Here is an 18,632-nt window from a genome sequence, read left to right as displayed (position 1 = left end):
ACCTGTTGGTCAGGGATATCTGGGTTCGGGGCGACGTTAATTCACCACCCACCTGACGTCCATGGGCCGAGCGACCAAATTTAACCGTCCAAAGGTCGCTTTCTGACCATGCTTACAGATCGAGCTCGATCACACCATCCGGCTCCGCAGCGCGGCTTTGGCACAGAATCATCGCCCCTTGGCGCTGCTTTTTGGACAGTACGAAATCCCGATGCTCGACCTCGCCCGAAAGGACACCGCATTTGCACACACCACAGATACCATCGGCGCATTTCACATCCACGCGAAAACCCGCCTCGTTCAGAACCTGAGCGGCATCCTTGTCTGCGGGCACAGGCAACGTTTTACCTGAACGCGCGAGTTTCAGGATAAATGGGTGGTTTTCGTAGTCCGGGGTTTCCGGGACCGAGAAATACTCAAGATGTCGGGCCTCTTCGGGGAAACCCTGATGTTCCGCGGCCTGCATGACCCCTTCCATGTACCGATCAGGCCCGCATGTATAGAGGTGCCATCCCTGCTGATACCCCGACAGGATCGCATCCAGATCAGCGCGCGAGCCTTCATCCGAGAAATGGTAGTGGACGCGGTTCGCCCAGGGCATCCCCGCCAGATCATCCAGATACCCCGCCCCACCCCGCGTGCTGGCCGAGTAGTGCAACTCGAAATCCATGCCCAATGAATGCAGGCGATGAGCAAATGCGATCATCGGGGTTATACCGATACCACCCCCCATCAAAAAGGTTTTGGACGCCCCTTCGTTCAGTTCGAAATGGTTGATCGGTTTCGAGATGAAAACCTTGCGCCCTTCGTTGAAAATTCGGTGCAGCAAGGCCGAGCCACCCCGCCCTTCATCCTCGCGCAGAACACCGATCTGATAAGACCCCCGTTCCGACGGGTCGCCAGACATGGAGTATTGGCGCAGGAACTCTGGCGCGACAAGCACATCCAGATGCGCACCTGCGGACCATTCAGGAAGCGGCGCACCGTCAAGGGAGGAAAACTCATACTTGGTGACATCCGAGGTCATCTTGTCGACCTTGGTCACCGCGACCCGCATCACCGGCGCGTCACCTGCGACCTGATAACGATGAATGATCGACATATCCCCCGCAGCTTTACGCGCCTTGTACTCTTCGGCTGTCACCAAGGCCTCATAGGCGGCAATTCCTGCCTCGCGATCCATTGCAAACGGATAGGGCCAGGGGTGCGGGGCCAGATAGGCCGGGTAGACCGCCAATGTCTGATCTTCGTATCTAAGGTACAGATCCTTTTGCAGATCGCGCCGGTTCAAAGGGTGTGTTGTTGGCCGATACGCCCCGTCGGGCTGCAACTCGATATCCCACCACCATTTCTTGGTGTCGTTCAAACCGCCATTGCCAACCGCATCATCCAGCTTGGCCAATGCAGGCGCCGCCGAGGGGATGTTCATCGCGGCCCAACGGAACGGGCGCTCCTTGAAGATACCCTCAAGGTTCCAGGGGCAGGTCTTCATGCACCGCCCGCACATCGCGCCTCCCGGAGTGGTCACGCGGTAGGTCGCGCATTTCTGGCTGTCGGATTTCCAGATTTCATAGCCGTTGAACATCAGCTTTGGCCCAGCTGTGATCGCGCCCGATGGGCATTCGCGCGCGCATTTGTTGCAAGATTCGCAAAAGCTTTGCAGACCGAAATCAATGGGCATGTTATGCGCGATCGGCATATCCGTGGTCACCACGCCTGATTTCAGTCGCGGCCCAAGATAGGGGTTCAGGATCACTTCGCCGATCCGGCTGACTTCGCCCAGACCGGACAGCAACAAAAGCGGAGGTTGCAGAACTTCGCCATCCATCACCGTATGCGCCTTGGCCTTGTAGCCAAGATTGCGGATCTGCTGTGCAATCACGCCACCCAGCAGCGAAAATCGCAGATAGGCGCGCATCGATTGGGCGACGCTGATCCAGTCGTCGCCGCTGGCACCCTCCATCGTTTCATAACCCTGATCGATGATCATGCTGACGGCCTGATCATGGGGCGGCACGATTTCTTCGCCCGTCGCGTCATGGGAATACCAGGCCCATTCCGGGCAGCGGCTGAGACCCACCGCATCGACCCCCAGAAAATAGGTCGCAGCCTTGATGTTTGCTGCGTTGCGTTGTGCGTCAGATGGCTTGGGCGCGTCAGCGCTTTCACCGTCCTGCAACAGTACAAACGCACCCAAAGCACGGCGTTGGGCAAAACTCGGCGCTGCCTTGCGGACGTAATACCCGCCTTTGGCCGCATCCTGTAGCGACTTGCCCATATCTCCGAACTGCGCCCGAGCAAACATATCTGCACGCTTGGGCACACGAGCGACATTCTCTTCGTCAATAAAGGTCGTTGGTGTCTCGACCCGTTTGAGTTTCTCAAACGGATGCGCCCCGTCCACATAGCGCCGTTTGGCATATGGGTCACGGTTGAGGGCGTTCTTGGCAAAGCCCGTGCCCAACCACCATGCCGGCCCCTGCGTCCGGAACCAGGGCTGATCGGCCATAGGCTTGAGCGGTTTGTCATGGGCGATCGGCATGTCAGTCGTCACGGCGGCCAAACCAAAGCGCTTGCCCAGCCAGGGCACGACAACCTCTCCATCCTCGACCGAAGCCAACCCGGCGGTGACCGCCAGCTTGCCCAAATCAACGTCGGTTGACATCATGCTGTGCGCCCGTGCGTCAAAGCCCAAAAGGCGGATGTAATTGGCGATGACCACCGCATTCTCGGTCGCCAGCAGACAGGCGCGATGGTCCTGCGCGTCGACTATCCAATCAGCGCCGGGTTCGGACGGGTCGGGATCGCGGTTGTGTTCGTAAAGAAAGACAATGCTGTGCCGATGGCTGTCGATCGGCTTGGGCGCGGCCTCCATACTGTCTTTCAGATCAGCCATGATGACGTCGATCCCGGATGCCAGCGTTTTGGTCTGACGGGTGCGCAACGCGTGGGCCAGCCGGTCAATATCGGGATTGCGGCGAGCCTCGGGCAAAAGGGCGTCAGATGGCAGTGGACCGCACCCCATCATCGACGCATCGTTGAAGTAACCGAACGCTTTTATGTGGTTGGCCCGTTCCTGCGGGTTAGATGGAATCTCGGACGCAACCGCGTTCACCATTCCGTCGCGGATGGCGTCCATCATCGCCTGAAACTCACCCATCGCATTGACGATGCTGTCAGGGTGTTCCGGTCGGTGGAAATTCAGCTCGGCCAAAGCGGGCACAAGCGACAGATCCGGCATGTCTTCTTGCCGGGCCAAACGCTCCAGCGGGTAGCCGCCCATGTGAACGGGCCGGTTTCTATCCGAGAATAAACGGATCCCCATCGAATATCTCCTGTTGATGCCCGTCCCGTACCCCGCCATGGACAGCAAAACCATTCATGATTAATCATAAATGGTATGAGCAAATTCGATTTCATTGACCTCGACGGCAAGGTTCTACGCACTTTTTTGACGATACTCGAGGAAAACTCGGTCTCGAAAGCCGCAGATCGGCTGGGGGTTACGCAATCTGCGATCAGTCATACTCTGGCCAAACTGCGGCAGGTCCTGGGCGACCCGCTGTTTGTTCGCTCAGGTCAGGGTCTGACACCAACCGAACGCGCCCTGTCCCTGAAAGAGCCTGCGCAAAAGGTACTGGACGGGATGCGCGCGCTGACCGACGGCCGACCGTTCGATCCGCTGTCGGAACAGATCAACATCCGCATCGCCACCAATGACATGCCACGAGAGCTGATCTTTCCACGGTTGCTGCGTGACACACGCGCCGAAGGCGCGCGCCTGCGGTTGGAATTCATCCCATCGGGTGTGCCCGACCCCGAATTGTTGCGCAGCGACCGATGCCAGTTGATGCTAACCCCGCTGCCGCCCGACGGACCGGATATTTTCCAGAAAAGACTGATCGAAAGCCCGCTGATGGTGTTCTACGACGCAGCGCAACGCACGCCCCCGGACAGTTGGGAAGACTATTGCCACAGCGACCATGTCGAGGTGCGATTTGCCGATGGCCGAAACGCCCGCGCCGTCATGCGCGGCGTTGATCAAAGCCAGATCAATCCTGCGGTTGTAACCCTGCCGCATTTCAACGCGATCCCGGCCTTTGTGCAGGGCAGCGACCTGATCTCGACAGATACGGCACTGATGAAACAGGGTCCGTTGGCCGCGCTGGATTGCGCACCTTTACCCTTCGCCTGTCCCCCTGTGTCCATCTACATGGTGTGGCATCAAAGATCGGCCAATGACCCCGCTCACCGCTGGTTACGCGGCCGGATAGAAGCCATCGCAGCGTCCCTTCAGACCTGAGACAGCCGTCAGCTGCGCATAACCAAAGCCAGGTTCGGCTGCGGGACACGGTTACGAGTACTCAGCAAAACTGATTGGTCAAACCGCAAATCATTCGCCATCCTGAAACCAAATCAAAACGGAGACGTCAGATGGAGAAAGTAGCACTTATCACAGCAGGCGGCAGCGGCATGGGCGCGGATTCCGCGAGGCGGCTGGCCGCAGACGGTTTCAAGGTCGGGATTCTGTCATCCTCGGGCAAGGGCGAAGCGCTGGCGCATGAGTTGGGAGGCGTCGGTGTAACCGGCTCGAACCAGTCCACGGAGGATCTGCAAAAGCTTGTTGATGCGGCCATGGCCCATTGGGGGCGTATTGATGTTCTGGTCAATTCCGCTGGTCACGGCCCCCGTGCCCCGATCCTTGAGTTGACGGACGAGGATTGGCACACCGGTATGGATGTCTATTTTATGAATGCGGTCCGCCCCACGCGGCTTGTGACACCGATCATGCAAGCGCAGGGCGGTGGATCGATCATCAATATCTCGACCTTCGCCGCGTTCGAACCTGACCCGGTCTTTCCGACCTCGGGCGTGTTTCGCGCCGGGCTGGCCGCCTTCACCAAACTGTTCTCGGACAAATACGCAGCTGAAAACATCCGCATGAACAACATCCTGCCCGGTTTCATTGACAGCCTGCCCGAAAAAGAAGAATTCCGCGCGCGCATTCCCATGGGGCGTTATGGGCGCAGTTATGATGAGGTCGCCTCGGTCGTGGCCCTGCTGGCATCCAAAGGCGGTGGCTACATCACCGGACAGAATATCCGGGTTGATGGTGGCATTACCCGATCGGTCTAAATTTCAGATCCGCGCTTTTATCAGATGCGTCAGTGCCGCGCCGGATTCAAAAAAGGCGCGGCGCACGCGCGTCCAGCTTTCGCGATGCTCATTCACCGCAAGAACGGGCAAAAGCGAAGGCTCACCCGCAAGAAGACTTTCGGCCATCATTCGACCGAACACCGTGCCAGGGCCGATACCACGGCCGGAATATCCGTGCGCGGCCAGAGCATTGGGGCCCATCTGCGTGATTTTCGGGATATGGTCCGAGGTCATGGCAATCCGACCGTGCCAACCCTGTTCAAACGGCTGATCGGCAAGCTGAGGATAAAGCTCAGCCAGTTTGCGTCGGACCCAGCTGACATGCACACTGCGACCTGCATTCCCCAGATCACCCATGCCGCCAATGATCATCCGCCCCGCCTGATCCAGCCGGAACGACGTCATGATCAGCCCGGTATCCCAGCACCCTTCTGCCTGCGGCAGGATGCTGGCGCGCAGATTATGTGAAAGCGGGGTTGTTGCGTATTGAAAGTAATAAACGGGAACATAGGCGGGCGCAGTGTCTGGCAAGCCAAGGTGATAGGCGTTGGTTGCCTGAATGACGGACCTCGCCCGTACGTTCCCGCCCGGTGTCGTCAAAACCCATTGCCCACCTTCGCGCCGAAGGGTCTGTACCGGGCTTTGTTCATGGATCTGCGCCCCGGCCTGAGACGCGGCACGCGCCAATCCCATGACATAAGCCAAGGGTTGTATGGTTCCTGCGCGAGGGTCGAACAACGCCCCATGGAAAGCATCGCTACCGGTCCGGTCACGGGCCTGATCCACCGACAGCAGCGCTACCGGCGCGCCAGTCTCGCTTAGCTGGGCATGGCGCGTTTGCAGGTCCTTCAGCCCCGAGGCGGAATGCGCGCAATGCAGGGTTCCGTTGCGAATGGGTTCGCATGTGATGCCGTGTTCTTCGATCAGGGAAAATACGTCCGACGGTGCCTTGCCCAGCAGATCGATCAGGCGATCGCCAGCCTCTGCACCGATATGCGCGCGGATGTCATCCGGTGGCAGCCACAGCCCGGCATTGACCAGACCGACATTGCGCCCCGACCCGCCAAACCCGATCTTCTGCGCTTCCAGCAAACAGACCGAAGCGCCGGACCGGGCTGCCGTCAAGGCAGCTGAACACCCGGTATATCCGCCACCTATGATAGCCAGATCAACGGTTGTATCACTACCCAGCGGCAGAGCTATGACTGCTTCGGTACATGTAGTCCGCCACAGGGCTTGTTCGGGATCGTTCACGTCAGACCTCTGAGTCTTTTCGGCGGATCATCATACCGCTGCACGTCCTTTGCAAGTGGGCAACTGCGGTCGGGTCAGCAACGAAAAAACCCCGCAAGCACGGGCCTGCGAGGTCCAACAGAAGCGAACATTCCGTCAGGAATGATGACATCCGGCAAGAGGCTGCCCGGATACCTTCAGACGTCGAGCGACCGTGCAATCACCTCTTTCATGACCTCGTTCGTGCCGCCGTAAATCATCTGCACGCGCGCGTCTGCGTAGAGGCGGGCAATTGGATACTCCATCATAAAACCGTAACCGCCGAACAGCTGCAGGCATTCGTGCATGATTTCGTTCTGCACCTCTGACCCCCAGTACTTGGCCATCGAGGCGGTTGCCGCGTCCAGTTCGCCTGCCTCCAGCTTGCCGATACAGTCATTGACGAAACTGCGCAGCACCTCGGCCTTGGTCTTGCATTCTGCAAGCTTGAAACGTGTGTTCTGGAAATCCATTACCCGCTGACCGAACGCTTTGCGCTCCTGCACGTACTTTACCGTTTCGGCAATGGCAAAATCGATCGAACCCAGCGCCATGATCGCGATATTCAGCCGTTCCCATGGCAGTTGCTTCATCAGCTGATAAAACCCATGACCTTCCTCAGCCCCCAGCAGGTTCGTCATCGGAACTTTGACATCTTCGAAAAACAGCTCGGCCGTGTCGTTGCCCTTCATCCCCAGTTTCTTGAGGTTGCGCCCCCTGCGAAACCCCTCGGCCCCTTCGGTTTCGACCACGATCAATGACACACCCCGCGCGCCCTCGGACTTGTCAGTCTTGGCGGCCACGATGATCAGATCCGCCGTCTGGCCATTCGTGATGAAGATTTTCGAGCCATTCAGCCGGTAGGAGTTTCCGTCCTTCTCGGCCGTTGTGCGCACAGCCTGAACATCCGAGCCGGTGCTGGGTTCCGTCATGGCAAGTGCGCCGACCATCTCACCCGAAGCCAGTTTGGGCAGCCATTTCCGTTTCTGATCTTCGCTGCCATAGGCGGTAAGATAGTGGGTCACGATCGACTGAATACCATAGCCCCAGCCAGCGTCGCCCCGTGCACCCTGTTCGTACGCGGTGATGGCGTCAAAGCCCATACCGCCGCCGACGCCGCCATATTCTTCGGGGATTGCACCAGCCATCAGGCCGGTTTCACCAGCCTTGCGCCAGAAGTCGCGATCAACGGCCCCGTTTTCAACCCAGGCTTCGATATTCGGTGACAGTTCATCATCCATGAATCGGCCAGCCATATCCGCAAACATGCGGTGTTCGTCAGTGATCCATGCCGCGGTCGAAGTGAAAAGTGACATCAAAGGCTCTCCAATCTGTCTTTCGCGAAAGCCTAGCGTTCAGCCCGATTCCCGCCAATCCACGTGACGTGGCGTTCCGACTTCGAACAACGCAACGTTTCTTTGCTAGGTAACTTTAAGAACCTGCTTGTTTTAAAGGAAATTAACTCAGCGCCAATGCCAGCAAATGCTGTGCCGCATCTCTGGCGTCTTCCGCAGGATCACAATTCTTGAGCAAAACCGCAGACACAATTGCCCCTTCCTGCAACAACACGATCTGGCTCGCGAGTTTCTGAGGATCACGCGCACCAGCCTGTTCGGCGACGGACGTGAAATGCTCCAGCAACAGCTGTTTATGTTCGGCTGCCTGCACATGGATCGGATGGTCTGTTTCCTGATATTCTGCCCCGGCCTTGATGAACATGCAGCCCCGGAATCCATCTTCCTCGAACCATTCTTTCAAGGCATCAAAACTGACGATGAGTTGCTCGGCCGGTGTTTCTGCCATCTCTTCGATGCGCCGATAGAACCACTCGCGAAAATTCTCATCCCGCAGACGCAGAGCGGCTACAATCAGGTCTTCTTTAGTGCGGAAATGTTTGTACATCGACGTTTTCGAAACGCCCGTTTCCGCCACCAGCTTATCCATGCCGGTCGCGTGAAACCCGTCGCGATAAAAAACCTTCAGGGCTTTGCTGACAAGTTCATCCCGTTTGTTTGGACGCATGATTCGGCTCCATGGTGTACCGTTCTGTACATATTACCCCGAAACATGAAGTACAACCGGCCTAACTCAAATCATTGTTTTCATTAGAATTCATGGCTCGCCCTGAACCGCGCGAAATATTTTCTGCTTTTCCTCTTGCAAAAGTTAACAGATCGGTACACCTTATTGGAAAGTTAACCGATCAGTACACCAGAGGATTTGACCGATGAAACGTCGCGCCAGCATATTCCCCCCTCAGTACGTTCCATTTCTTCTGACACTGGCCATTCTTGCCGCTTCTCTAACCTGAAAGCCCCCTGCACCATGTCTCGACCCCCTCTTCCCCCGTTCACGTTGGAAACTGCCACGCAAAAAGTGCGCATGGCAGAGAATGCCTGGAACAGCCGCGATCCCGACCGCGTCACCCCCGCATACACAGATGACAGTCAGTGGCGAAACCGGGCGGAATTTCTGTCAGGGCATGACGAAATTCACGCCTTCCTAAGCCGTAAGTGGCACAAGGAACTGGACTATCGGCTGATCAAGGAACTCTGGGCCTTTACCGGTAATCGCATCGCAGTGCGTTACGCTTACGAGTGGCACGACGATAGCGGTCAGTGGTTCCGGTCATATGGCAACGAGAATTGGGAATTTGCCGAAGACGGACGCATGTCGCATCGGCATGCCTCGCTGAATGATCACCCCATAGCCGAAAGCGACCGCTTGTTTCATTGGCCATTGGGTGAACGCCCCGATGACCATCCCGAGTTGTCTGATCTGGGTCTTTGAAAGGACATACTGTGCCGCGTGCGTTTTCAGAACTGACCTTCACACCCACCGTCCGCGCCCATCAGGAGCGGATGGGATCGGCAAAAACCTATGCCAAATTCATTGAAGGTGGCCCGCAACAGGGCCATCTGATCGGCGAGCCCGAAAAACAGTTCATTCAGGCACGTGACGGGTTTTATCAATCCTCGGTGTCTGAAACAGGCTGGCCTTATGTGCAGTATCGCGGCGGGCCGGTCGGGTTTCTGAAAGTACTGGGGCCGCAAACCATCGGATATGCCGATTTCTCGGGCAACAAACAGTATATCTCGCGCGGAAATCTGGATGGCAACGATCGGGTCGCGATGATCCTGATGGATTATGCAAACCAACACCGTTTGAAGATCCTGGGGCGTGTCGAATTCACGGAGGGTCAAGCAGCGGCAGCCAGCTTGTATCCGGAAGGGGCCGAAGCCCCCGCAGAGCGGGCCGCGATCATTCGAGTTGAGGCGCTTGACTGGAACTGCCCACGCCACATCACGCCGCGTTTCACCGAAGCCGAACTGCGCCCGCATCTAAACAGTTTAGGCCAGCAACTGGCCCAGTTGCAGGCCGAAAATGAAAGGCTGAGACAAGAACTGTCAAAGCTCTCGTGATGCGCAAGACACCGCAAACTTTGTTGAGTATTTACAGGGAATAATCCAATGGTTCGTTCGGTCTTTCAGCTTTCTGCGGCGTGCCTTGCCGGAGCGGCCCTGATCCTTATGATCATGATGTTCGGTTTTTTTGTCTCACCCAGCGCCGTCCGAACGTCACCACCTTCTGTGTTCAGCACCATCCTGTTCAACCATTTGCAGCAATAGCAATGCCGCGCGTTCAACCGCGACTGGCCTGAACCATCGCTTCGATACCGGCTGCACAAAAATCGATCAGGCGTTCCGCCTCCGACACTCCGCCGCCTTGCGACAGGGCCCCGACCCGCCAGCCACTGTTGAGATGCGCCAGCATTGCCGAAACTGAATAGACCTGGCCGCTGGCCAGCAGCGCAGGGTCAACATCCGGATAAAGCGCAGCGATTTCGTCGATAAAAAGCCGGGCGGTCGGGTCGAAACACTCAGCCGCGATATCGCGCCAGCGGGGATCGACCGAGACATGCGCCACAAGGCGCCCATACGCCATCCATCCCGAACCGCCTGTTTCTGCCAGTTCCACATAAGGCCGGATAAAACTGTCCAGAATGCTGCGCAATGTTAGCGGGCCTGCTTTTCTTGCTTTGGCCAGCGCATCGGTTCTGATTTGTGCCAGCTTGCCCGCACGACGTTCGATCGCTCGAAAAAACAGCTCCTCCTTGCTGCCGCCGTGGTGATGAACAAGGCCAACCTGAACGCCTGCAAGCGCAGCGATATCGCGGATTGACGCGCCTTCGAATCCGCGTTCGGCAAAGACGGATTCGGCCGCATTCATGATCCGCGCTTTGGTTTCCAAAGACCGCTTGGACGGTGCCCTTTGTCTTGGTTTTTCTACGTTTTTCAGCGTCATGAAATTCATCTTGCCTTATTTTGGACGATCGTTCAATTTAAACCTCACGAACTTTGGGAGGGTTCATGACAGAAACGCGCGACGCATTCGCCCTGATCGGGGCGGGGCCAATGGGTTTGGCCGCGGCCAAGGTGCTGAAAGAACAAGGGATCGCATTTCAGGGGTTTGAATTGCATTCGGATGTGGGCGGTCTGTGGGACATCGATGCCCGAAGATCAACCATGTACGAGTCAGCGCACCTGATCTCGTCCAAACGCATGACCGAATTTGCAGATTTCCCCATGGATGACGCGGTTGCCGAGTACCCCTCGCACCGGGCGATGCGCGACTATTTCCGCGCATTTGCGGATCGTTTCGGGTTGCGTGATAGTTTCAGATTCAACGCGGAAGTCACACAGATCACTCCGCTGGGCAATCCGGGTGACGGTTGGCGCGTGAGCTGGCGGGATGAGGATGGCGACCATCAGGCCGAATATGCCGGCGTACTCATTGCGAACGGCACCCTGTCGGAACCGAATGTACCCAGCTTTCCAGGTACATTTGACGGCGAGTTGATCCATGCCTCGCAATACCGGTACCCAAGCCAATTCGACGGCAAGCGTGTGCTGGTCGTGGGCGCAGGCAATTCCGGCTGTGACATCGCAGTCGACGCCATCCATCACGCGAAACGCTGCGATCTGTCGATGCGGCGCGGGTATTATTTCGTTCCGAAATACGTCTTTGGCAAACCCGCTGACACAATGGGCGGAAAGATCCGTCTGCCGATGTGGCTGAAGCGTAAGGTCGACAGCCTGATCCTTGGCTGGTTTGTCGGTGACCCGCAGAGATACGGCTTTCCCAAACCGGATTACAAGCTGTACGAAAGTCACCCTGTGGTGAATTCGCTGGTTCTGTATCACGCAGGCCATGGCGATCTGAGCATCCGCCCGGATATCGACCGGCTGGAGGGCCGCACCGTGCATTTCAAGGACGGCTCCTGCGACGACTATGACATGATCCTCGCCGCGACCGGATACAAACTGCACTACCCGTTTATCGACAAGGACCTGCTGAACTGGCGCGGCGATGCCCCGCATCTGTATCTGAACACGATACATCCCGAACGGGACGATCTGTTCGTGCTGGGCATGGTCGAGGCCACGGGCCTGGGCTGGCAAGGCAGGCACGAGCAGGCCGAGATGGTGGCGCGCTACATCAAGGGGCTTCGACACGGCTGCCCCGTGGCAGCCGATCTGCACGAAGAAAAGCAAAAAGACTATACGCGCGCCACCGGAGGTATGAACTATATCGACCTGCCCCGCATGGCCTATTACGTGGACAAGAATACCTACAGAAAGGCTGTCACCGGCTGGATCGACCGGCTGCAGAAGGCCGCCGCATGATTGATATTGACCAGATCACACTGAATTTCAGTCCGGCGTCTCTGACGCTGTTGAATGCTATTCTGGCAATCGTGATGTTCTCGATTGCCATCGACCTGACGCCTCGGGATTTTGACCGGTTAAGGCGCGCACCCAAACCTGTGATTGTCGGATTGTTTTCACAACTCGTCGTCCTGCCAGCACTGACCTTTGTGATGGTGTGGATTGCAGCACCGCAACCATCAATTGCGCTTGGCCTGATCCTTGTGGCGGCTTGCCCAGGGGGCAATATCTCGAACTTCATTACCCACCGCGCGGGCGGAAATGCAGCGCTTTCGGTGTCGATGACAGCCTTCGCCACCATCTGTGCGATCTTTATGACACCTTTCAATATTGCGCTTTGGGGCGGGCTTTACCAACCAACCCGCGCAATCCTGCAACAGACCCAGATCGACCCAATGCAGATCGCGATCCTGGTCGGTCTGATGCTGATCCTGCCGCTGGTTCTGGGAATTACGCTGAATCAACGCCTCCCCGCCTTGACGGCACGTTTACGCGCACCGCTGCAACTTCTGTCGATGGGTATCTTTGCTGGGTTTATCGTACTTGCTCTGGCTGCCAACTGGGGGTTTTTCCTTGGGTTTGCCGGGGCTGTTGCCGGGCTTGTGATCCTTCACAACGCCCTGGCGCTGGGGGGCGGTTGGGTTGTGGCCACTCTGACCCGGCTGTCCCCCTTTGATCGCCGCGCCATCACCATTGAGACCGGAATTCAGAACTCCGGACTTGGGCTCGTCCTGATCTTTGCATTCTTCAACGGTCTGGGCGGCATGGCCGTGGTCGCTGCATTCTGGGGAGTATGGCACGCTATCTCGGGCCTAGCTTTGGCGTCGGTCATGGCGCGAACCGAGGCTGCGCGATGACCCGCATCCTGATAACCGGCGCTGCCGGGATGGTCGGGCAAGCGCTGTTGCCCGAATTTGTTGGGCACGAGGTCTTTGCAACCGATCTGAAACGCCCGGTTAACCTGCCGGAAGACGCCTCATATTTGTCCATGGATGTTACAACCGACGCTCCTGCACGTGTGATTGCCAAGGTGAATCCGGATGTGATTGTGCATTTGGCTTCAGTCGTGACGCCGCCGCCGAAGATGGGGCGCGCGACAGCCTATGCTGTCGATGTCGAAGGCACGCGAAATGTGGTGAATGCCGCCATCGCAAACGGGGTGCGCAGACTGGTTGTTACGTCTTCCGGTGCCGCTTATGGCTATCATGCAGACAATCCTGTGCCGTTGCGCGAAGGCGATCCATTGCGCGGCAACCCCGAGTTTCCTTATTCAGATCACAAGCGTCAGGTCGAAGAGATTTTGGCCGAAGCCCGCAGAACCGCCCCCGATCTTGAGCAGGTTGTTCTGCGTGTGGGTACGGTTCTGGGGGCTGGAACCGAGAACCAGATTACCGCCCTGTTTCGAAAGCCCCGGTTGCTGGCGGTGTCCGGCAGCGAAAGCCCGTTTGTCTTTATCTGGACCCGGGACCTGGCACGCATCCTTCAGCGCGCAGCAACCGACGGGCCAGCCGGGATTTACAACGTCGCCGGTGACGGCACGATGGGCGTGAACGACTTGGCGCGCGCCATGGGAAAGCCGGTTCTGCGCCTACCCCCCTGGGTGCTGAAAGCGGCCCTAGCCTTGGCTCGCCCACTGGGTTTATCTCGCTATGGGCCGGAACAGGTAAGGTTCCTTCAATATCGGCCAGTTCTGGATAATTCTGCCCTGAAATCTGAATTCGGCTATACGCCTGAAAAATCCAGCGCCGAGGTTTTTGCGCTCTGGCAACGGCAGGCCGGGTTATGAAAACCGCGGTCATCTCTGGCGGTGCGGGCGGTTTGGGACAGGCTTTAAGCCGTGCACTGCAAGCCCGTGGGTGGCGGGTGGTGCTGTTGGATCTTGATGTGTCCGTTCTGCAAACAGAACCGAACCAACTGCCAATTGCCTGTGATCTGACTGACCCCGAACAGCTTGCCAACGCAGCTCAAAGGGCGATCACGTCAAGCGACAGCATTGATCTGGTCATCTACAACGCCGGGGTTACGCAAATTCGGGGGTTTGACCAGTCCGACACGGCCAGTCACCGTGCACTGTTTGATATCAACTATTTTGCAGCCATTGAGATGGCTCGCGTATTTTTGCAGCCTCTCCGCGCGTCAAAGGGAACACATCTGGCGATCTCGTCGGTGGCTGGTTTCGCTCCGCTCTGCCATCGCACGGCTTATGCAGCCTCAAAACACGCGCTTGAGGGTTTTTTCAAATCGCTTCGATCCGAAGAAAAGCCACATGGCGTTCAGGTTCAGATTGCAGCGCCGTCTTTTGTGGCCACCAACCCCGGCAACGCAATGGAGCAACCCGATGGAACCGCGCGTCCCGGATCGGCCAAGGACGGAATGGATGAAATGAGCCCCGAGAGTGCCGCCATGGCAATCCTGCGCGGACTGGACAAATCGCAGCCCATGATCCCGGTCGGACGCGTTGCACACTTATCGTGGTGGCTCAACCGTCTGTCCCCAAGCCTGTATCAGCGCTTAATGGAGCGTAACATGCGCGGGCCCGGGTCGTAGAATTTCGCCGCGACCCCCTTGACCTTCCCGTCACTGGAACCCCCATCTGGAGGGCAGAAAACCACTTGGGATGAGTCGCATGGCGCAAGAAGCACTGACAGAACTGAAAATCACCGGCATGGGATGCGCATCCTGTGTGGGCCGTGTCGAGGCTGCACTGCGTGATGTGTCTGGTGTTGATGCGGCCTCGGTCAATTTCGCGACCAAAACAGCGCAGGTGGCATTTGACGGGCCGGTCTCGGCACTGACAGCGGCGCTGGATGCAGCTGGCTATCCGGCTGAAACTAGTGAAGCGGATCTGAGTATCGAGGGCATGAACTGCGCATCCTGCGTTGGCAAGATCGAGCGCGCGTTGGCATCCACCGCTGGTGTGATCGAAGCACAGGTCAATCTGGCAACTCGGACGGCCACGGTAACTTATGCTATAGCGGCAACTACACCCGAGGCGCTGGCCCAGGTTGTTACCGAAATTGGATACCCCGCGCGTATCCAAGGCGTTGCGGAACCAGAAAGCCGGGAAGACGATGAAATTCAGCGGCTGGTCCGTTCCACAATACTGGCAGCGGCACTAGCCCTGCCCGTATTCATTCTTGAGATGGGCGGGCACATGATCCCCGTCTTCCACCATTGGATACAGGCGACCATTGGAACGCAGACGAGCCATCTGATTCAGTTTGCCCTGACCTCGGCTTTGCTGATCGGACCGGGCCGTGTGTTTTACCGCAAAGGAATCCCGTCGCTGTTGCAGGGCACGCCGGACATGAACGCGTTGGTAGCGCTTGGGACCGGCGCAGCTTATCTGTATTCGGTCACGGCCACATTCACGCCCGGCCTGCTGCCGCAAGGTACCGCCAATGTCTATTTCGAAGCGGCCGCGGTGATCGTGGTTCTGATCCTTCTCGGCCGATTGATGGAGGCGCGTGCCAAAGGCAAAACAGGTGCTGCGATCCGAAAACTGGTGGGTTTGCAACCAAAAACCGCGCGGGTCGAACTGGATGGACAGATACAGGACCGGCCAATCGCCGAAATTGTTGTCGGAGATATCCTGCACATCCGCCCCGGCGAGCGTGTACCGGTGGATGCCGAAGTGGTCGAAGGTACCTCTTACGTCGATGAAAGCATGATCACGGGCGAGCCTGTACCCGTTGGCAAGTCGGTTGGCGCGCCTGTTGTCGGTGGTACTGTCAATGGCACCGGCGCTTTACGAGTAAGCGCCACCCGCGTCGGCGGCGACACGGCTCTGGCACAGATCATTCGTATGGTGCAGCAGGCGCAGGGCGCGAAGCTGCCTATTCAGGGTCTGGTGGATCGGATCACTTATCGCTTTGTTCCTGCGGTCATCGCTGTTGCAGTGATCACCGTCGCGCTCTGGCTGATCTTCGGCCCCAGCCCGGCCCTTCCCCTGGCGCTTGTCGCGGGTGTTTCAGTTCTGATCATCGCCTGCCCCTGCGCCATGGGGCTGGCGACCCCAACTTCGATCATGGTGGGTACCGGACGTGCGGCAGAACTGGGGGTGTTGTTCCGCAAGGGTGATGCGTTGCAACAGCTTCAGCAGGCGCGCGTCATCGCGTTGGACAAGACCGGAACCCTGACGCTGGGACGCCCCGAACTGGACAGCGTGACAACGGCGAAGGGGTTTGACCGGGAGGAGGTTCTGCGACTGGCCGCAGCCCTTGAGGCGCGGTCGGAACACCCGATCGCATCCGCCATCACCCGCGCGGGGCCCGCGACACTGCCAGAGGCATCGGATGTCCGTTCGCTTACCGGGCTTGGCCTGCAAGGGTTGGTCGAAGGCCGCGACGTGTTGATCGGGTCGCACCGACTGATGCAGCAGCGTGGGATCTCCCTTGGAGCCCTGGCGGATGAGGCCGAAGCCCGTGCCGCTCAAGGGGCAACTCCTCTGTTCGTGGCTCTGGATGGGCAGGCGGCGGCCACTTTGTCCGTTTCTGACCCGATCAAGCCCGGCACAGTGGAGGCGCTGGACCGGTTGCACCAAATGGGGCTAACCGTGGCCATGATCACCGGTGACAACGCGCGCACGGCGCAGGCTCTGGCCGACCGGCTGGGGATTGATCATGTCACTGCCGAGGTACTGCCTGATGGCAAGGTAGATGCAATAACGGCTTTGCGGGACCGGTTCGGAGTGCTGGCCTTTGTCGGTGACGGGATCAACGATGCCCCCGCTCTTGCGGCGGCTGATATCGGCATCGCCATCGGTACCGGCACGGATGTGGCCATCGAAACAGCCGACGTTGTCCTCATGTCCGGTGATTTGCGGGGCGTCGCGAATGCGACCGAGATCAGCCGCCGGACAATGAAGAATATTCGCCAGAATTTAGGCTGGGCCTTCGGATACAATGTCCTACTGATACCGGTGGCTGCCGGTGCGCTGTACCCGTTTGGCGGCTATCTGCTGTCCCCTGCACTGGCAGCTGGCGCAATGGCACTGTCGAGCGTTTTTGTGGTCTCAAACGCGCTGCGCCTGCGCCGTATTCGCGCCAGCGTGCCGGAAACATCAGGTACGGCCACCAAAGAGGTGCACGCATGAACATCGGAGATGTTTCCGCCCGCACCGGCCTGCCCGCCAAGACGATCCGGTACTATGAGGACATCAACCTGATCAAACCGATGCGCGACGACAATGGCTATCGCCGGTTTCGCGACCAGGACGTGCATAAGCTGAATTTTCTGGGCCGCGCCCGGGCTCTTGGGTTCACCATCGAGGATTGCCGGACCTTGCTGGCGCTCTACGAAGATGAAACCCGTGCCAGTGCCGACGTGAAACAAGTTGCACGCGACCATCTTGTTCAGATCGAAACCAAGATCGCAGACCTGAACGCCATGCGCGATACGCTAAGCCACCTGATCGACGCCTGCGCCGGGGACGACCGGCCCGATTGCCCAATCCTGCGGGATCTGGGTGGGAAAGGCTGACTTGGGGTTGCCCTTTGGGCGCAGCTTTGCTTTGTCTTCGCCAGAGATTTTGGTCAGGCCTGTTTCGCGGAAGCCGACCGAACAGCGGAGAGGATCACAAAATGGCAAAAGTCGCGTTCCTTGGCCTTGGTGTCATGGGCTATCCCATGGCCGGACATCTGCAAACCGCAGGCCATGACGTCACCGTTTACAACCGTACGACCACCAAGGCCGAGGCCTGGGTCGCGCAGCATGGCGGCGCGATGGCAGCCACTCCGAAAGACGCCGTCAAGGATGCTGAGTTTGTCATGGCCTGCGTCGGCAATGACGACGACTTGCGCATGGTTTGCACCGGTGAGGATGGCGCGTTTCAGGGAATGTCCAACGGGGCCATTTTTGTTGACCACACGACGGTTTCAGCAAAGGTCACGCGCGAGCTTTACGCTGCTGGCCAATCTCAGGGTATCGCTTTTGTAGACGCCCCTGTTTCGGGAGGTCAGGCAGGTGCTGAAAACGGCGTTCTCTCAATTATGTGTGGCGGTGATCAGGCAGCTTATGATGCGGCTGAGCCGGTGATGAATGTCTATTCCAAAATCTGCCGTCGACTCGGAGCCAGCGGCGCGGGCCAGATGACCAAGATGTGCAACCAGATCGCGATTGCCGGTCTGGTTCAGGGTCTCAGCGAAGCCTTGCACTTTGCCGAAAAAGCGGGCTTGGACGGGAAGGCCGTTGTTGAGGTGATCAGCCAGGGTGCGGCTGGCAGCTGGCAGATGTCAAACCGGTATGAAACCATGCTGAATGATCAGTTCGAACATGGCTTTGCTGTGGACTGGATGCGCAAGGATCTGGGGATTTGTCTGGATACGGCCAATGAAACCGGCGCGTCTCTGCCGGTGACCGCTCTGGTCGATCAGTTCTACAAGGACGTGCAGAAACTGGGCGGCGGGCGATGGGACACGTCATCGCTGTTCAAACGTTTGCGTGCCTTGGATTAAGGGGTCGGGGGGCTGTCTG

16 protein-coding genes are annotated in these 18,632 nt (G+C 58.1%); 11 read left to right on the top strand and 5 right to left on the bottom strand.

Annotation, left to right across the window (positions count from 1 at the left end):
* Positions 1–112 precede the first annotated feature (112 nt).
* Positions 113–3,325, bottom strand: a complete 3,213-nt coding sequence (locus ACR0BZ_RS00885) for a 2Fe-2S iron-sulfur cluster-binding protein (protein WP_480919201.1) — start codon at positions 3,323–3,325, stop codon at positions 113–115.
* A 75-nt stretch (positions 3,326–3,400) separates the two neighbouring features.
* Here ACR0BZ_RS00885 and ACR0BZ_RS00880 point away from each other — a divergent pair, with 75 nt between their 5' ends.
* Positions 3,401–4,303 (top strand): LysR family transcriptional regulator, encoded by a 903-nt coding sequence (locus ACR0BZ_RS00880; RefSeq protein WP_480919200.1) that lies wholly within the window; start codon positions 3,401–3,403, stop codon positions 4,301–4,303.
* Positions 4,304–4,434: 131 nt separating this feature from the next.
* Entirely contained in the window at positions 4,435–5,136 is a 702-nt protein-coding gene (locus tag ACR0BZ_RS00875; RefSeq protein WP_480919199.1) for an SDR family oxidoreductase, read from the top strand.
* Between the two features lie 3 nt (positions 5,137–5,139).
* On the opposite strand, the gene ACR0BZ_RS00870 is transcribed toward ACR0BZ_RS00875, so the two are convergent.
* The 3 genes from ACR0BZ_RS00870 to ACR0BZ_RS00860 all read right to left on the bottom strand — a co-directional run bounded on the left by ACR0BZ_RS00870 (position 5,140) and on the right by ACR0BZ_RS00860 (position 8,451).
* Positions 5,140–6,411: an NAD(P)/FAD-dependent oxidoreductase gene (locus ACR0BZ_RS00870; RefSeq protein ID WP_480919198.1), complete on the bottom strand. Its 1,272-nt coding sequence runs from the start codon at positions 6,409–6,411 to the stop codon at positions 5,140–5,142.
* 176 nt (positions 6,412–6,587) lie between these two features.
* Positions 6,588–7,745: an acyl-CoA dehydrogenase family protein gene (locus ACR0BZ_RS00865; RefSeq protein WP_480506005.1), complete on the bottom strand. Its 1,158-nt coding sequence runs from the start codon at positions 7,743–7,745 to the stop codon at positions 6,588–6,590.
* 142 nt (positions 7,746–7,887) lie between these two features.
* Positions 7,888–8,451 (bottom strand): TetR/AcrR family transcriptional regulator, encoded by a 564-nt coding sequence (locus ACR0BZ_RS00860; RefSeq protein ID WP_267366610.1) that lies wholly within the window; start codon positions 8,449–8,451, stop codon positions 7,888–7,890.
* A gap of 303 nt (positions 8,452–8,754) precedes the next feature.
* Here ACR0BZ_RS00860 and ACR0BZ_RS00855 point away from each other — a divergent pair, with 303 nt between their 5' ends.
* Positions 8,755–9,219 carry a nuclear transport factor 2 family protein gene (locus ACR0BZ_RS00855; RefSeq protein WP_209504702.1) on the top strand — a complete coding sequence of 155 codons (465 nt, stop codon included), beginning with the start codon at positions 8,755–8,757 and terminating at the stop codon, positions 9,217–9,219.
* Positions 9,220–9,230: 11 nt separating this feature from the next.
* Complete coding sequence (locus ACR0BZ_RS00850; RefSeq protein WP_480587823.1) at positions 9,231–9,851, top strand: pyridoxamine 5'-phosphate oxidase family protein; 621 nt, start codon at positions 9,231–9,233, stop codon at positions 9,849–9,851.
* A gap of 220 nt (positions 9,852–10,071) precedes the next feature.
* Here ACR0BZ_RS00850 and ACR0BZ_RS00845 read toward each other — a convergent pair whose 3' ends face one another.
* The gene (locus ACR0BZ_RS00845) at positions 10,072–10,734 is read right to left on the bottom strand and encodes a TetR/AcrR family transcriptional regulator (RefSeq protein WP_480919197.1); all 663 of its coding nucleotides are present in this window, start codon (positions 10,732–10,734) and stop codon (positions 10,072–10,074) included.
* 65 nt (positions 10,735–10,799) lie between these two features.
* Here ACR0BZ_RS00845 and ACR0BZ_RS00840 point away from each other — a divergent pair, with 65 nt between their 5' ends.
* The 7 genes from ACR0BZ_RS00840 to ACR0BZ_RS00810 all read left to right on the top strand — a co-directional run bounded on the left by ACR0BZ_RS00840 (position 10,800) and on the right by ACR0BZ_RS00810 (position 18,613).
* Positions 10,800–12,116: a flavin-containing monooxygenase gene (locus ACR0BZ_RS00840; RefSeq protein ID WP_480919196.1), complete on the top strand. Its 1,317-nt coding sequence runs from the start codon at positions 10,800–10,802 to the stop codon at positions 12,114–12,116.
* On the top strand, positions 12,113–13,015 hold the full coding sequence (locus ACR0BZ_RS00835) for a bile acid:sodium symporter family protein (protein WP_480919195.1): 903 nt from the start codon (positions 12,113–12,115) through the stop codon (positions 13,013–13,015). Before ACR0BZ_RS00840 ends, ACR0BZ_RS00835 begins: the two co-directional genes overlap by 4 nt.
* Positions 12,952–13,944: an SDR family oxidoreductase gene (locus tag ACR0BZ_RS00830; RefSeq protein ID WP_480919194.1), complete on the top strand. Its 993-nt coding sequence runs from the start codon at positions 12,952–12,954 to the stop codon at positions 13,942–13,944. Before ACR0BZ_RS00835 ends, ACR0BZ_RS00830 begins: the two co-directional genes overlap by 64 nt.
* On the top strand, positions 13,941–14,705 hold the full coding sequence (locus tag ACR0BZ_RS00825; RefSeq protein ID WP_480919193.1) for an SDR family NAD(P)-dependent oxidoreductase: 765 nt from the start codon (positions 13,941–13,943) through the stop codon (positions 14,703–14,705). The genes ACR0BZ_RS00830 and ACR0BZ_RS00825 overlap by 4 nt, the downstream gene beginning before the upstream one ends.
* A 79-nt stretch (positions 14,706–14,784) precedes the next feature.
* Positions 14,785–17,253, top strand: a complete 2,469-nt coding sequence (locus ACR0BZ_RS00820; RefSeq protein WP_480919192.1) for a heavy metal translocating P-type ATPase — start codon at positions 14,785–14,787, stop codon at positions 17,251–17,253.
* Positions 17,250–17,639 (top strand): Cu(I)-responsive transcriptional regulator, encoded by a 390-nt coding sequence (cueR, locus tag ACR0BZ_RS00815; protein ID WP_209504709.1) that lies wholly within the window; start codon positions 17,250–17,252, stop codon positions 17,637–17,639. The genes ACR0BZ_RS00820 and cueR overlap by 4 nt, the downstream gene beginning before the upstream one ends.
* A gap of 59 nt (positions 17,640–17,698) precedes the next feature.
* Positions 17,699–18,613: an NAD(P)-dependent oxidoreductase gene (locus ACR0BZ_RS00810; RefSeq protein WP_480919454.1), complete on the top strand. Its 915-nt coding sequence runs from the start codon at positions 17,699–17,701 to the stop codon at positions 18,611–18,613.
* The last annotated feature ends 19 nt before the right edge of the window (positions 18,614–18,632 follow it).

It is taken from the genome of Ruegeria sp. P8 (assembly GCF_056534665.1).
The sequence above is the reverse complement of the archived record's forward strand: the minus strand, read 5'-3'. Positions and strand labels throughout refer to the sequence as shown.

Bases quoted from the DNA above. Each gene is read 5' to 3' on its own strand.
- ACR0BZ_RS00860 (WP_267366610.1), bottom strand. From the start codon at position 8,451: ATGCGTCCAAACAAACGGGATGAACTTGTCAGCAAAGCCCTGAAGGTT.
- ACR0BZ_RS00865 (WP_480506005.1), bottom strand. From the start codon at position 7,745: ATGTCACTTTTCACTTCGACCGCGGCATGGATCACTGACGAACACCGC.
- ACR0BZ_RS00880 (WP_480919200.1), top strand. From the start codon at position 3,401: ATGAGCAAATTCGATTTCATTGACCTCGACGGCAAGGTTCTACGCACT.
- cueR (WP_209504709.1), top strand. From the start codon at position 17,250: ATGAACATCGGAGATGTTTCCGCCCGCACCGGCCTGCCCGCCAAGACG.
- ACR0BZ_RS00885 (WP_480919201.1), bottom strand. From the start codon at position 3,325: ATGGGGATCCGTTTATTCTCGGATAGAAACCGGCCCGTTCACATGGGC.
- ACR0BZ_RS00840 (WP_480919196.1), top strand. From the start codon at position 10,800: ATGACAGAAACGCGCGACGCATTCGCCCTGATCGGGGCGGGGCCAATG.
- ACR0BZ_RS00820 (WP_480919192.1), top strand. From the start codon at position 14,785: ATGGCGCAAGAAGCACTGACAGAACTGAAAATCACCGGCATGGGATGC.
- ACR0BZ_RS00855 (WP_209504702.1), top strand. From the start codon at position 8,755: ATGTCTCGACCCCCTCTTCCCCCGTTCACGTTGGAAACTGCCACGCAA.
- ACR0BZ_RS00830 (WP_480919194.1), top strand. From the start codon at position 12,952: ATGGCACGCTATCTCGGGCCTAGCTTTGGCGTCGGTCATGGCGCGAAC.
- ACR0BZ_RS00875 (WP_480919199.1), top strand. From the start codon at position 4,435: ATGGAGAAAGTAGCACTTATCACAGCAGGCGGCAGCGGCATGGGCGCG.
- ACR0BZ_RS00845 (WP_480919197.1), bottom strand. From the start codon at position 10,734: ATGACGCTGAAAAACGTAGAAAAACCAAGACAAAGGGCACCGTCCAAG.
- ACR0BZ_RS00825 (WP_480919193.1), top strand. From the start codon at position 13,941: ATGAAAACCGCGGTCATCTCTGGCGGTGCGGGCGGTTTGGGACAGGCT.
- ACR0BZ_RS00835 (WP_480919195.1), top strand. From the start codon at position 12,113: ATGATTGATATTGACCAGATCACACTGAATTTCAGTCCGGCGTCTCTG.